Source organism: Serratia sp. DD3, from assembly GCF_000496755.2.
This window is the reverse complement of the sequence record NZ_AYKS02000065.1, coordinates 1-14,514: the sequence shown is the minus strand read 5'-3', so window position 1 is coordinate 14,514 and position 14,514 is coordinate 1. Positions and strand designations below refer to the sequence as shown.

At 46.6% G+C, this 14,514-nt stretch carries 10 protein-coding genes; all 10 read left to right on the top strand.

The window, feature by feature from the left end:
* Positions 1–359 precede the first annotated feature (359 nt).
* The 10 genes from tssH to IO95_RS23500 all read left to right on the top strand — a co-directional run bounded on the left by tssH (position 360) and on the right by IO95_RS23500 (position 14,367).
* A complete protein-coding gene (tssH, locus tag IO95_RS11615) occupies positions 360–3,026 on the top strand; it encodes a type VI secretion system ATPase TssH (protein ID WP_037385444.1) in 2,667 nt (888 codons plus the stop codon).
* Entirely contained in the window at positions 3,023–5,395 is a 2,373-nt protein-coding gene (locus IO95_RS11610; RefSeq protein WP_023489668.1) for a type VI secretion system Vgr family protein, read from the top strand. The genes tssH and IO95_RS11610 overlap by 4 nt, the downstream gene beginning before the upstream one ends.
* Before the next feature lie 9 nt (positions 5,396–5,404).
* Entirely contained in the window at positions 5,405–6,241 is an 837-nt protein-coding gene (locus tag IO95_RS11605) for a DUF4123 domain-containing protein (protein WP_023489669.1), read from the top strand.
* A gap of 28 nt (positions 6,242–6,269) precedes the next feature.
* The gene (locus IO95_RS11600; RefSeq protein ID WP_037385440.1) at positions 6,270–8,924 is read left to right on the top strand and encodes a T6SS effector BTH_I2691 family protein; all 2,655 of its coding nucleotides are present in this window, start codon (positions 6,270–6,272) and stop codon (positions 8,922–8,924) included.
* A 46-nt stretch (positions 8,925–8,970) separates the two neighbouring features.
* Positions 8,971–9,603 (top strand): hypothetical protein, encoded by a 633-nt coding sequence (locus IO95_RS11595; protein ID WP_152554938.1) that lies wholly within the window; start codon positions 8,971–8,973, stop codon positions 9,601–9,603.
* A gap of 1 nt (position 9,604) precedes the next feature.
* A complete protein-coding gene (locus IO95_RS23510) occupies positions 9,605–10,585 on the top strand; it encodes a DUF6708 domain-containing protein (RefSeq protein ID WP_051791218.1) in 981 nt (326 codons plus the stop codon).
* A gap of 192 nt (positions 10,586–10,777) precedes the next feature.
* On the top strand, positions 10,778–11,497 hold the full coding sequence (locus IO95_RS11585) for a hypothetical protein (RefSeq protein WP_152554937.1): 720 nt from the start codon (positions 10,778–10,780) through the stop codon (positions 11,495–11,497).
* 1 nt (position 11,498) lies between these two features.
* Positions 11,499–12,482, top strand: a complete 984-nt coding sequence (locus IO95_RS23505) for a DUF6708 domain-containing protein (protein WP_051791216.1) — start codon at positions 11,499–11,501, stop codon at positions 12,480–12,482.
* 228 nt (positions 12,483–12,710) lie between these two features.
* Positions 12,711–13,385 carry a hypothetical protein gene (locus tag IO95_RS11575; RefSeq protein WP_037385431.1) on the top strand — a complete coding sequence of 225 codons (675 nt, stop codon included), beginning with the start codon at positions 12,711–12,713 and terminating at the stop codon, positions 13,383–13,385.
* A 1-nt stretch (position 13,386) separates the two neighbouring features.
* The gene (locus IO95_RS23500) at positions 13,387–14,367 is read left to right on the top strand and encodes a DUF6708 domain-containing protein (RefSeq protein ID WP_051791214.1); all 981 of its coding nucleotides are present in this window, start codon (positions 13,387–13,389) and stop codon (positions 14,365–14,367) included.
* Positions 14,368–14,514 lie beyond the last annotated feature (147 nt).

Here is a 14,514-nt window from a genome sequence, read left to right as displayed (position 1 = left end):
CAGCGACCGCCTGATCTGGCACAGGGCCGGGGTGCAGGGGGCTGGCTCTTGAGCCCCCTGCTCGGGCGCATTCTTCGGTGGTGAATGGAACACCGCTCATCCAGCGCTCGAAAGCCATGTCGAGCTACAGAGGGAATATTAATGGTAATTAATTTCAGCGTAATACTTATCAATCATTCAGGTGAACACGGTGGTTGACGCCATTGAAGGCGTTGAACGCAGACACGGTGTGCCCATAAGGTAAAAAGCGCCAGGCGACCGAAAGTACTGACACCCATCAAACAAAAACACCCATTTTATTTACCCTGAAATTGAAATATTTCAGATGTAAACGCAAAAAGAACAAGAGAGAAACAATAATGGAAAACCCCGCTATCCTGTTACGTCGTCTTAACCCTTACTGTGCCCGAGCCATGGAAGGGGCCGCCTCACTGTGTCAGACCCGCGCCCATGCGGAAATTCTGCCGGAGCACTGGTTGCTGAAACTCCTGGAACAGGGGGAAGGGGATATCACCGTATTGGCACGCCGTTACGAGTGGGAACTGGACACCCTGTGGCAAGAGCTGCTGGCCTGGCTGGATAACCGCCCGCGCTCGGTGCGTAGCCGCCCGCAGTTGGCGGAAGCCACCCAAACCCTGCTGCAGGAAGCCTGGTTGCGTGCCTCGCTGGCGGGGGAAGAGTCTATTCGCAGTGTCCACCTGCTGATGGCGTTGGTGGATAAACCCAAACTGATAGCCTGCGATGCGCTGTGGCCATTGCTGACCCTGGGGCAGAGCCAACTGGAGCGCCTGCGCCCACTGCTGGATATGCAGTCGGAGGAACGTCCGGAAGTGCAGCAGGAAGCCGAGCTGGCACAAAGCGGCCACTCACCGGAACTGCACACCGACGCCACACCTGAAACAGCGCTCAAGGCCGGCGAACTGTCCGCTGCCCTGCAGAACGCGCTGGACAAATTTACCCTGGATGTCACCGCCAAAGCCAAAGCAGGTCAGATTGACCCGGTATTTGGGCGTGACACCGAAATCCGCCAGATGGTAGATATCCTCTCTCGCCGCCGCAAAAACAACCCGATACTGGTGGGGGAGCCGGGGGTAGGGAAAACCGCCCTGGTGGAAGGGCTGGCACTGCGCATTGCCGAGGGCAATGTACCGGAAAGCCTCAAACCGGTGGCGCTGCGTACTTTGGACCTGGGGTTGCTGCAAGCGGGTGCCGGGGTTAAAGGGGAGTTTGAACAACGGCTGAAAAACGTGATTGATGCGGTACAACAATCACCGACACCGATACTGCTGTTTATTGATGAAGCCCACACCATTATCGGTGCTGGTAATCAGGCCGGTGGGGCAGATGCCGCCAACCTGCTGAAACCGGCGTTGGCACGAGGCGAACTGCGCACCATTGCTGCCACCACCTGGAGTGAATACAAACAGTATTTTGAACGTGATGCTGCGCTGGAGCGCCGCTTCCAGATGGTGAAAGTGGACGAGCCAGACGATGACACCGCCTGCCTGATGCTGCGTGGCCTGAAATCCCGCTACGCCGAACACCATGGCGTGCATATCACCGACGATGCGGTGCGTGCCGCCGTCACCCTGTCCCGCCGTTATCTCACCGGTCGCCAATTGCCGGACAAAGCGGTGGACCTGCTGGACACCGCCGCCGCCCGGGTGCGCATGAGCCTGGATACACTGCCGGAAGCCATTGTGCGCCTGAAAGCCCAACTGACCGCCCTGGAGTTGGAGCAGCAAGCCCTGCTGGAAGATATCGCCACTGGCAGCCAGCAACACGGTGAGCGGCTGAGTGCCATTGAAATTCAGCGTGGGGAACTGGACACCGCACTGGAAACCTTAGACCACCGCTTTAACGCCGAAAAAGAACGGGTGCAGCAACTGATGACCTGCCGCCAGGACCTGAGCCGTCAGGCTGAAGTGACCACGCTGCAACAACAGCTTGAGCAGTTGCAACAGCCGGAGCCCCTGATACAGGTGGATGTCGATACCCGTACCGTCGCCAACGTGGTTGCCGACTGGACCGGGGTGCCGCTCTCCTCACTGATGAAAGATGAACAAACCGAACTGCTGAGCCTGGAAGGGGAGATTGGTCAACGGGTGGTGGGGCAAGATACCGCCCTGACCGCCATTGCCCAACGTCTGCGCGCCGCCAAAACCGGCTTGACGCCGGAAAATGGCCCGCAAGGGGTATTTTTACTGGTTGGGCCGAGTGGCGTAGGGAAAACCGAAACCGCGCTGGCCTTGGCCGATGGCCTGTACGGTGGCGAGAAATCGCTGATCACCATCAACCTGTCCGAATACCAGGAGCCGCACACCGTTTCACAACTGAAAGGCTCACCACCGGGGTATGTGGGTTACGGCCAGGGCGGCATCTTGACCGAAGCGGTGCGCAAGCGCCCCTACAGCGTAGTGCTGCTCGATGAAGTGGAAAAAGCCCACCGGGATGTGATGAACCTGTTCTATCAGGTGTTTGACCGGGGCTTTATGCGCGATGGCGAAGGGCGCGAGATTGATTTTCGTAACACCGTGATATTGATGACCGCCAACCTCGGCAGTGACTTGCTGATGCAGTTGCTGGATGAACAACCGGAGGCCAGCGAAGGCGACCTGCACGAACTGCTGCGCCCGGTGCTGCGTGACCACTTCCTGCCCGCCTTGCTGGCGCGCTTCCAGACGGTGATTTACCGCCCACTGGACGCCACCGCGATGCGTACCATTGTACAGATGAAACTGAATCAGGTCAGCCAGCGCCTGCAACGCCATTACGGCCTCACCACCCAGATCGGTGACAGCCTGTATGACGCGCTGACCGACGCCTGCCTACTGCCAGACACCGGGGCACGTAATGTCGACAGCCTGCTCAACCAGCAGATATTGCCGGTGCTGAGCCAGCAGTTACTGACTTATATGGCGGCGAAGCAAAAACCCAAGACCCTGACCCTGGGCTGGGATGAGGAAGAAGGAATTGTGCTGGAGTTTGATACCGCCAGCGGACACACATCAGGAGAGCAGCCATGAGTATTGCGCCGTTATTAATGTTCAATCACAGTCATCATCTGCTGTCAGTCAAAGGCTGCAACAGCGGGCTGGATGTCTTGGTGTTTGAAGGTCAGGAAGCCTTAAGTCAACCTTTCAGCTACCGCATTGAGTTTACCAGTGCCGACCAGGCTATCCGCCGTGAAGCGATGTTGATGAAGGCGGCCTCGCTGACGCTGCAGGCCCCGGTGGACCAGGGCTTTGGCATTAAAATCCAGCAACCGTTGCGGGTGATACAGGGGGTGGTGACCGGCTTTGAACGCCTGAGCACCTCCAAAGATGAAACCCGTTACGCCCTGACCCTGCAACCCCGGCTGGCGCTGCTGGACCGCGCACACCAGAATGCCATCTACCAGGACATGACGGTGCCCCAGATTGTGGAAAAAATCCTGCGTGAGCGCCACAACATGCGCGGTCAGGATTTTCTGTTTTCACTGACGGCGGAGTACCCACGCCGTGAGCAGGTGATGCAGTACGGCGAAGATGACCTGCACTTTATCACCCGCTTGTTGGGTGAAGTGGGGATTTGGTTCCGCTTTACCACCGACACCCGGTTGAATATTGATGTGGTGGAGTTTTACGACAGCCAGCAAGGGTATCAGAAAGGGCTGACACTGCCCTCGGTGCCGCCATCCGGCCAGCATGACCAGGGGGTTGAATCGGTCTGGGGCATGACCAGTCACCATCAGGTGGTGCAACAACAGGTCTCTACCCGGGATTACAACTACCGCCAGGCCACCGAGGCGATGGACACCCAGGTGGATGTCACTCACGGCGATAGCACCACTTACGGGGAAGCCTATCACTATGCCGACAACTACCTGACGGCGGGCAGCAGCCATGAACGCCAGCCAGCACCGGAGTCCGGCGCGTTTTATGGTCGTCTTCGCCATGAACGCTACCTGAATCAGCAGACGAAACTGACCGGTATCACCAGCTGTGCCACCCTGTCACCGGGGCAAGTCCTGAAGGTCACCGGCGGCCATGAAGTCACCGACACCTTCACCAAAGGGGTATTGATTACCCAAGTCCACAGCCAGGCACGGCGTGACCGCAGTTTTGAAATTCACTTTACAGCCCTGCCGGATAACACCGATTACTGCTTCCGCCCCGAGCCCGGCGCACGCCCGGTGATGGCGGGCACCTTGCCGGCACGGGTCACCAGTACCACCGAAAACGACACCTATGGGCACATAGACAAAGAGGGCCGTTACCGCGTCAACATGCTGTTTGACCGCGCCAGTTGGGAAACCGGCTTTGAAAGCCTGTGGGTACGCCAGTCCCGCCCCTATGCCGGGGACACCTATGGCCTGCACCTGCCGCTGCTGGCGGGGACCGAGGTGGCGATAGGGTTTGAGGATGGCAATCCCGACCGCCCGTACATCGTTGGGGTGTTGCATGACTCGGCCCACGGCGACCACGTCACCATCCGCAACTACAAGCGTAATGTCCTCAGGACTCCCTCGAACAACAAAATAAGGTTAGATGATAACCGCGGCCAGGAGCACGTGAAAATCTCAACCGAGTACGGGGGCAAGAGCCAACTGAACCTCGGCCACCTGGTGGACAGTGAGAAACACAAGCGCGGCGAGGGCGGTGAACTGCGTTCCGATGACTGGCTGGCGTTACGTGGTGGTAAAGGGCTTTTATTCACCGCGCAGGCGCAACCACGAGCCGGTGGTGAACAACTGAGCATGGATGAAATTAAGCGCCAGCTATCTGATGCGTTAGCGTTGGCGCAATCCTTGTCAGAGGTACTACAAACAGCGCAAATCGATCCCTTGGATAACAGTAGCCAACAGCAATTTTTACAACAAAATGTCGATCAGTTGCAACAACCAGTGATTGTGGCCGGTGCGCCCGGTGGGATAGCACTCTCTACGCCTCAGCATATTCAGTTAAGTGCCAACCAAAACCAGATTATGACTGCCGGTGGTAATACCGAAATCAGTACATTGAAACGTATGGTTTTGCTGGCGAAAAAAGGATTTGTCGCCTTTGTACATGAATTGGGTATGAAACTGGTTGCGGCAACAGGCAAGGTGGAAATTCAGGCGCAAACGGATGCCATCGATATTATTGCCAACAAGAAATTATCCATCTACAGCACTGAGGACGAAATTATTATTTCTGCTCAGAAAAAAATCACCCTACAGTGCGGTGGTTCCTATATCACCCTTGATCCAGCCAAGATTGAAAATGGTACAGGGGGGGGATTTAAGGTGAAAAGTGCTGATTTTGATTATGCCGGGCCTGCCAAGTTGGATATGCCTTATCCAAAGTTTACCGCTTGTGAGTCGACGGCTTCTCAGGCGGACAGCGAAAGTGAAGCCACTATGCCACTGAGCTAAGGAGCGGTGATGCAGATTAATTATTTACAACCGAGTCTACCACTGGCGGAGCATCAATTTGCCGTGATTGACCGCAGGCGCCACCCTGAGCTGCCCAAGGAATGGCAACTGATTGAGCTGGTGTCTCCGATGCTGGCTCCACAGGCACATCTTTATCCTTGGTTGCTGCCCTTACATGACTTGTCTTCTGCCGCATGGAGCCAATTGATGCTCGAGTTGGCGCAGCATTCAGACACGCACACACCGCCACTCTGTTCGCTGTTATTATCTAGCAAGCGATCTCCCGAGGAGTTACGTGGTGCCCTGGCTGATGCATTGTATTTTAAAGATCAACAGCAGCAAGGGCATATTTTGCGTTACTACGACCCTAGAGTGCTGTTTCATTTGCACTGGATGCTGAGCCCCTGGCAATTGTCACACCAACTTCCAACACAGCAAATACCTTGTTGGACCTTCTGGCTCGAGGGGGGCTGGCATTCCTTGGCGTTTCCTGAGCGTATTGCTTTCCAAACGGGTGATTCCCCGCATATGCCTTTGGAACAACTCCAGCGTTGCGGGCAGATTAATCAGGTACTGGCAAAACTGCCCACATGTAGTGATATGGCACAACGGCAGGCACTGAGTCAGCGTATAGATGCATTGTTATGGCAGGCCACACAGTGCCAACTGCCGACCAAGGAAGACAAAATTGAATTTGCTCTTCACGGGTTGCAACAACGAGACGCATTTTGGACTGCTCCGAAGATGGCTGAACTGTTGATAAAGGCTAGAAACTGCCCTGATTATTATCGCGATGAAACCAGCAGTTGGGATAAAGCCCAATGGCAGTCTATGGTCAGCATGTAATCCGGTAAATTGAGATGGAATAAACGATATGAGCACACAAAAAGGTTGTAAATTCTGTATTCGGCATGGCTTGCCCATTTTACCGTTGCGCCCTGCTGTGGTGTCAGCAGTGGATACTTTGCCTCATTTACCTGGTCATATCAAAGTACCAGTGGCAGCACAAGGTGAAACAGCTTGGACAGCGCGTTTGCTACGTCAGGGTTTTTTGTACATCTGGGTAGAATCAGGCAAACGCTGGATCAATTACTTTGTGACGGCGGAAGGATATTATTACCCTCTGCCTGAAAATGGTGATGCGCCTGCCGATATTGTAGGTGGCAAAGTGAGACCGTGTGCTGATCAGCCAGAAGAATTGGCAACAGCTTCGCTGGTGACGTTACCCGTTAAACCTCTGGGAATGAAAAACGGTAAATTCTGGTTTGTCTGGTCTGAGGTGGCTTGGACAGCTGTGGTACGTAAACAGCATGAAGAGGAAAGCTACCGTAGCAAGGCAATGCAATGCTTTGACATGGATGCCTGGCTCACTGCGGGTAATGCGGATCAAGTTATAGCACTGGATAAGTTAGAAGATACGGTCGCGGAATACAGCATAAAAGCCGCCAGTAGCCAGGCTAAAGAGTGGTCTGCGGCTCATTGGAAACGGGTGCTACCTGTGGCGGGATTAAACCTGCAACTGGCCGCCAATAAACTTTACCGTAGCAAGGGGGCGATGATCCTGCTGCAAGACGCGCCAGCGGTACTACAGGACCTTTCTTCACTGATAAATTACGAGTTACAACTCAACGTGTATCAACGGCCTGAATATCAGCGCGAGTTGGCCCTGTTATCGGCTATCAAGGGATTAAAAACCTCATTGATCAATCAATTTGAACGGGATTATATTTCAGACAGCATGTTTATGGAAAGTGAGATGTTTTTTCCTAAGAATAAAATTGCTGCTGCTGGTATATCACCCAAAAATGCCATGTCGGGGGTGACTCGCCCCAATTCGGTTGCTGAACAGGTTTTTCAAAGTGGCCACGTAGACTATGAAAAGTATACGGAGATGGTAGATGCAAAGTCGGATATGAAATCTGTTGTAGAACGTAAATGGGCCGAATATGAACAATATTACGATCCGGCTAAAGTTGATGCATTTCAGCAGAAATTTGATGCTATTCTCAACAGTTACAATGATCGGGTTATTGTCCCCCGTGTAAAAATGTATATTGCCTGTATGCAAGGCCAGTTTTTATTGGGGTATTTCCAACATAATTTTGATCCCAATGACCTGGGCAGTGGCATTGACTATGTTCAGACGTTGAATTACTGCATTGTGGGTATGCAAGATAAAATTGGTGCGACACGCTATTTTCAGTCCTTGATTATCGGCGATACAACCGACCCGGTTAACATCATGGCCCGTGCCATGGTGCTCAATCAGGATAAATTAGCTAAAAAGCTTAATGAAGGGGTAAAAGGGAGTGTTGAGCTGCTTACCATACCTTGGTCTGGTCTTGCTGATGCATTTCAAGAGACTATCAAAAGAATGCGCGATCAGTCTGCTGGAGTAATGGGGATCTGGCTTGGAGTAATCGCCGGGCCATTAGTAGCAAAACTGCAAAGCACGCTGGAATCAGGCCAGGTATTCCATGCAGTGGTAGCCATGGGGGCATTTACTAATAAAGCCATTGTCACCTTGGAAAAAACCGGCACTTATAAGCAATTTGTTGCTGAAGTGGTTGGGCAGTTGGCGAAAGAGAGTGATTTAACCGGTAGGGTGAATGCTGACCGATTGCGCCACTATGTGCAAAAAGAGCTGCGGCGCTTAAGGATTGATGGCTTACCCATGGAAGGGCAAGAAACCAAAAGATTCTTGGTGATGATTGATATCGAAAAGGTTGAGGAACTAAAAACCTTACCCGCCAAAGAAAGGTCCATCGCCCTTAGTAAACTGTTGCGTACTACCGGTGAAGTAGAGGCGGAACAATTTACCCGCTGGCAAGGTGCGGTGCAACGGGGGATGAAGCAGGCGGGCCAAGCAATGCCTTTTACTTTGGGCGTCGTTTCTGGGATTTTGCAAACAGTAGCCATAGTGAAAACTGCCAACTACGAAAAGACAAAATTAACACCAGACCAGACTGAGGCTGCTGCACGATATTGGGCTGGTGTTTTTGCGTTGGCAAGTACCTCTTTGGCAATCATAGAGATTGGAATAAAAGAGTTTAATTTATTTTCCAATTCCTCATCAAAACTATCGGTATTAAGTTCCAATAAGTTTTTATCATGGATAGGTCGTTGGGGGAAACGTTTTGGTGTTGGAGCGGGAGTGATTACTGTTCTTCTTGATTCATATCATACATATGATGAAGTGCAAAATAAACACTATGGACTGGCTATTGCTTATGGTGCATCAGCGCTTTCTGGAGCATGGCTTACAGTAGCAATAGCCGTGGAAATACCAGTAGTTGGTACAGTAATAGCGGCAGTTATTTTAATTGGCACAGCAATATTTTTAGCTATTAATGAACAAGATAATATTCAAAAATGGCTAGGGCGCTGCTTATGGCGAAGGATTCCGGTAAAAGCAAGTTTGAGTGAAGAGGAGGAGGTTGACTATATCAAAAAGCTGGAGGCTAAGTTGCCTATCTGGCCACGGAATATGGAAATGTCAGAATTGAAATTAGCTTTAGAAGAGGGGTGATATAATGTTCTATTCATATAGATATGTGCCGAGAAAAGTCAGAATTATGTCAATATTTCTTTCGTTGATGTTTTACATTGGCTTAACTTTGGTTCTCATATGGTTTTTTTATAAATATGATTTGTTGAACGTATTGAATGGGTGGGCTATTGCTGGTTGTGTGGTGGTATTCTTTATAATTACGACGCCACTAGGTTTTTTGATTGAAAGTTACATAAAAAGAAATTCTCACTGGGATAAAGTAAAGATAGATGACGATAGAATATCATCATCTAGATATGGTGATATAAAGTTTAAAGAAATAAAGAAATTTAAAGTTGACGATCTTAATAAAATATTTAGTTTTAAGATTATCACCAGCAAGGAAACATTTAAGTTTTCATGTCTGGAAATTTTAGGTGATGATGGTGGTGATGAATATAAAGATGATAAGATAGCTTTAAAAAAAATGGTTGATAGGTTGGAAAGTGTTATTTTAGAAGGAGAGGCTAATATTAAGGTCATTAAAGATTCTAACTCGAATGTTTTATTTTTACTACTCTGTTTAGCTATGGTGATGCTGATCCCTGGGCTTATCTTTGCCCCGGAACGGATGATTTTCGTTATTCCTTTTGTCGTGCCGCTGTTCTTTTATGCATTGAAAAAAAGAAAAGATAAAAATCAGGTAGATAAAAAATAATATGGATTATTACGGGCTGTTTCCAAAGTTTAAATTCAATCGTCCATTGAATGAGCAAGAAAGACAATATCAACTTAAGCAGCATGAACAGATTGATTTAAAAAATCAATCTTTGGCACCGGAAGTGAGTGTTATTACTTTTAATTCTAACTATATGGAGTTGGTAGACAAATATTACTCACCTAAGGGAATAGGTAGTCTTGTGAGTTCTTGTGGTTTTTCTATAGTTACTGTTTTTTTTATCATGGTAACTATTCTGTTTGCTGGGGAAGATTTTAGCTGGGCCGCACTTGGTACGTTCATATTTATTGTAATAACATGTGTACCAGCAATTTACTGGATGTTAAAGTTGCTTAAAACCGAATGGTTTGCCTGGACGCACTACCCAATTCGTTTTGATAGAAAAAACCGTATGGTGCATGCCCACCGTCTTGATGGCTCTAGCTACTCGGTGCCTTGGGATAAGGTATTTTTTACTCTCGGTTTGAGCCATGGAAAAGGTGCGAGTAAAGATTACTATATCAGTGGCCATGTATTGGCAGAGGATAATATCACAGTGGTTGATACTTTCTGCCTGCCAGCAACCCACGGTGATCGTGAGCCGTTGAAACGCCATTGGGAATTTGTACGCCGCTATATGGAAGAGGGGCCACAGGCAGTGATATCGGTGGTGGATTTTTGTCTGCCGATTGAACATAAACGGGAAAGCTATAACTTTGGTCTATTGTATTTAATCTCACAATATGATGGTATACCCCTATTCCTATTACCGATTTTGTTCCCGTTTATATTTTTATTAAGTTTTATTTTTAGCATTCCCCGTTATATTGCCATTATCACCAGCAAACGACCTATTTGGTCAGCAGAAATTGAAGCATTATGCCCGGTGGCTGCGGATGATCCTTATAGGGTCACGGCAGAGTATAACCATAAAACACCGTGGCGAGATATTTTTAAGGACAAGCGTAAAGATAAAAAATAAGTCAATACTCAGGTGAAAGAGGGAGAAGAATTTTTGGCTGGTGCTAATAAACATCATATCCAGAAATGGTTGGCGTAGAACCTATGGCATAGGTGTCGATTAATAAAAAGGATGGTGTGTTGGATCAATAAGATAAAATAAGCCAGGGAGCGGCAGAACGGTTGATTTGCCCAAATGTGCAAATGGAAATAAGTGACTTTAAATTGGCATTGGGCGAAGGATGGTTTTATGGTTTATTCGTATAGATATACGCCTAGAAAAAAACGGATAATAGCAACATCACTGGTTGCAATGTTTTTAATTGGCATGTTTATTAGTCTAGGTTCATTTATTTTTATGGGAGGGGAGGTTATTCTGTCTCAGTGGGCTGGTGAATGGGCATTCCCAATATTCATAATGTCATTGGTTGTTATCGGAGTGCCATTGCTAGCTGGGATTTCTAATTACATTGAAAAAAATTCATTATGGGATAAAGTAACTCTAGATAATGAAAAGCTATCATCAGAAAGATTTGGGGAGATAAAGGTTAAAGACATAGTTTTATTTAAGATTAGTGATCTTAACAAGATATTTAGCTTTAAAATTTATACAGAGAAGAAAAAATTAAATTTTTCAGGTTTAGATATTCTAGGTGATAGCGGCGGAAAGGAATATGAAGGGGATATCGTTGCTCTAAAAGCAATGGCGAATGAGATAGAGCGCATCATCAGTGAACAAGGGCTTAATGTTAGAACCAGTAAAGAATCTAGCTCAACGGTATTGTTTGCATTGCTCTGCTTAGCTATGGTGATGCTGATCCCTGGGCTTATCTTTGCCCCGCAACGGATGATATTTGTTATTCCATTTATAGTACCATTATTCTTTTATGCATTGAAAAAAAGAAAAGAGAAAAAGCAGGTAGATAAAAAATAATATGGATTATTATGGGCTGTTTCCAAAGTTTAAATTCAATCGCTCATTGAATGAGCAAGAAAGACAATATCAACTTAAGCAACATGAACAGATTGATTTAAAAAATCAATCTCTAGCATCGGAAGCAAGTGTTATTACTTTAAACACTAACTATATGGAGTTGGTAGATAAATACTACTCAGCTAAGGGGGTGGGGACTCTAATAAGCTCGGTTGGCTTTATTGCTACCTTATCAGTATTACTATATATGGTATTAGCAACATTATTTCAATATAGTATATCTTGGGAGGACATTGGATTTCTTTTTTTTATTCTATTGTTTGGAGTACCAATGGTAATTTTTATGTTTATTTTACTCAAAACCGAATGGTTTGCCTGGACGCACTACCCAATTCGCTTTGATAGAAAAAACCGTATGGTGCATGCGCACCGTATTGATGGCTCTAGCTACTCGGTGCCTTGGGATAAGGTATTTTTTACTCTAGGCTTGAGCCATGGAAAAGGCGCGAGTAAAGATTACTATATCAGTGGTCATGTGCTAGCAGAGGATAATATCACAGTGGTCGATACCTTCTGTCTGCCCGCCACCCATGGGGCTCGTGAGCCGCTGAAACGCCATTGGGAATTTGTGCGCCGCTATATGGAAGAGGGGCCACAGGCAGTGATATCGGTGGTGGATTTTTGTCTGCCGATTGAACATAAACGGGAAAGCTATAACTTTGGTCTATTGTATTTAATCTCACAATATGATGGTATACCACTATTCCTGTTACCGATATTGTTCCCGTTTATATTTTTATTAAGTTTTATTTTTAGCATTCCCCGTTATATTGCCATTATCACCAGCAAACGACCTATCTGGTCAGCAGAAATTGAAGCATTATGCCCGGTGGCTGCGGATGATCCTTATAGGGTCACGGCAGAGAATAACCATAAAACACCGTGGCGAGATATTTTTAAGGACAAGCGTAAAGATAAAAAATAAGTCAATACTCAGGTGAAAGAGGGAGAAGAATTTTTGGCTGGTGCTAATAAACATGATATCCAGAAATGGTTGGCGTAGAACCTATGGCATAGGTGTCGATTAATAAAAAGGATGGTGTGTTGGATCAATAAGATAAAATAAGCCAGGGAGCGGCAGAACGGTTGATTTGCCCAAATGTGCAAATGGAAATAAGTGACTTTAAATTGGCATTGGGCGAAGGATAATTTTATGGTTTATTCATATAGATATACGCCGCGAAAGAAACGGATAATAGCAACATCATTTGTGTTTGCATTTTTGTTATTAATGTTTATCAGTATTGGGTCTCTTGTTTATATAAGTTATTTTATAAAAAATTTAGAGGCTTGGATGATTATTGTTTCTGTGGTCGTGTTAGGTATAATTATGATACCATTGATGACTATGATTTCAAATTATATTGAGAGGAATTCATTATGGGATAAAGTAACTCTAGATAATGAAAAGCTATCATCAGAAAGATTTGGGGAGATAAAGGTTAAAGATATAACCATATTTAAGGTTAATGACCTTAACAAGATATTTAGCTTTAAAATTTATACAGAGAAGAAAAAATTAAATTTTTCAGGTTTAGATATTCTAGGTGATAGCGGCGGAAAGGAGTATCAAGGGGATATCGTAGCTCTAAAAGCGATGGCGAATGAGATAGAGCGCATCATCAGTGAACAAGGGCTTAATGTTAGATCCAGTAAAGAATCAAGTTCAACAGCCTTATTCGTAGTGCTCTGTTTAGCTATGGTGATGCTGATCCCTGGGCTTATCTTTGCCCCGCAACGGATGATTTTCGTTATTCCTTTTGTCGTGCCGCTGTTCTTTTATGCATTGAAAAAAAGAAAAGAGCAAAATCAGGTAGATAAAAAATAATATGGATTATTACGGGCTGTTTCCAAAGTTTAAATTCAATCGTCCATTGAATGAGCAAGAAAGACAATATCAACTTAAGCAACATGAACAGATTGATTTAAAAAATCAATCTCTAGCACCGGAAGTGAGTGTTATTAATTTAAACTCTAACTATATGGAATTGGTAGATAAATACTACTCACCTAAGGGAATAGGTAGTCTTGTGAGTTTTGTTGGGTTTTCTATGTTTTCTATTTTTTTAATATCGGTAATTTTTATATTCCTTAATCGAAACTTTAATTTGACTGCCTTTTTTACCATTATATTTTTTACAGTAGTGTCAGTACCAGCAATTTACTGGATGTTAAAGTTGCTTAAAACCGAATGGTTTGCCTGGACGCACTACCCAATTCGCTTTGATAGAAAAAACCGTATGGTGCATGCCCACCGTATTGATGGCTCTAGCTACTCAGTGCCTTGGGGCAAGGTATTTTTTACTCTCGGTTTGAGCCATGGAAAAGGTGCGAGTAAAGATTACTATATCAGTGGCCATGTATTGGCAGAGGATAATATCACAGTGGTCGATACTTTCTGCCTGCCAGCAACCCACGGTGATCGTGAACCGCTGAAACACCATTGGGAATTTGTGCGCCGCTATATGGAAGAGGGGCCACAGGCAGTGATATCGGTGGTGGATTTTTGTCTGCCGATTGAACATAAACGGGAAAGCTATAACTTTGGTCTATTGTATTTAATCTCACAATATGATGGTATACCGCTATTCCTGTTACCGATATTGTTCCCGTTTATATTTTTATTAAGTTTTATTTTTAGCATTCCCCGTTATATTGCCATTATCACCAGCAAACGACCTATTTGGTCAGCAGAAATTGAAGCATTATGCCCGGTGGCTGCGGATGATCCTTATAGGGTCACGGCAGAGAATAACCATAAAACACCGTGGCGAGATATTTTTAAGGACAAGCGTAAAGATAAAAAATAAGTCAATACTCAGGGGAAAGAGGGAGAAGAATTCATATCCAGAAATGGTTGGCGTAGAACCTATGGCATAGGTTGTCGATTAATAAAAAGGATGGTGTGTTGGATCAATAAGATAAAATAAGCCAGGGAGCGGCAGAACGGTTGATTT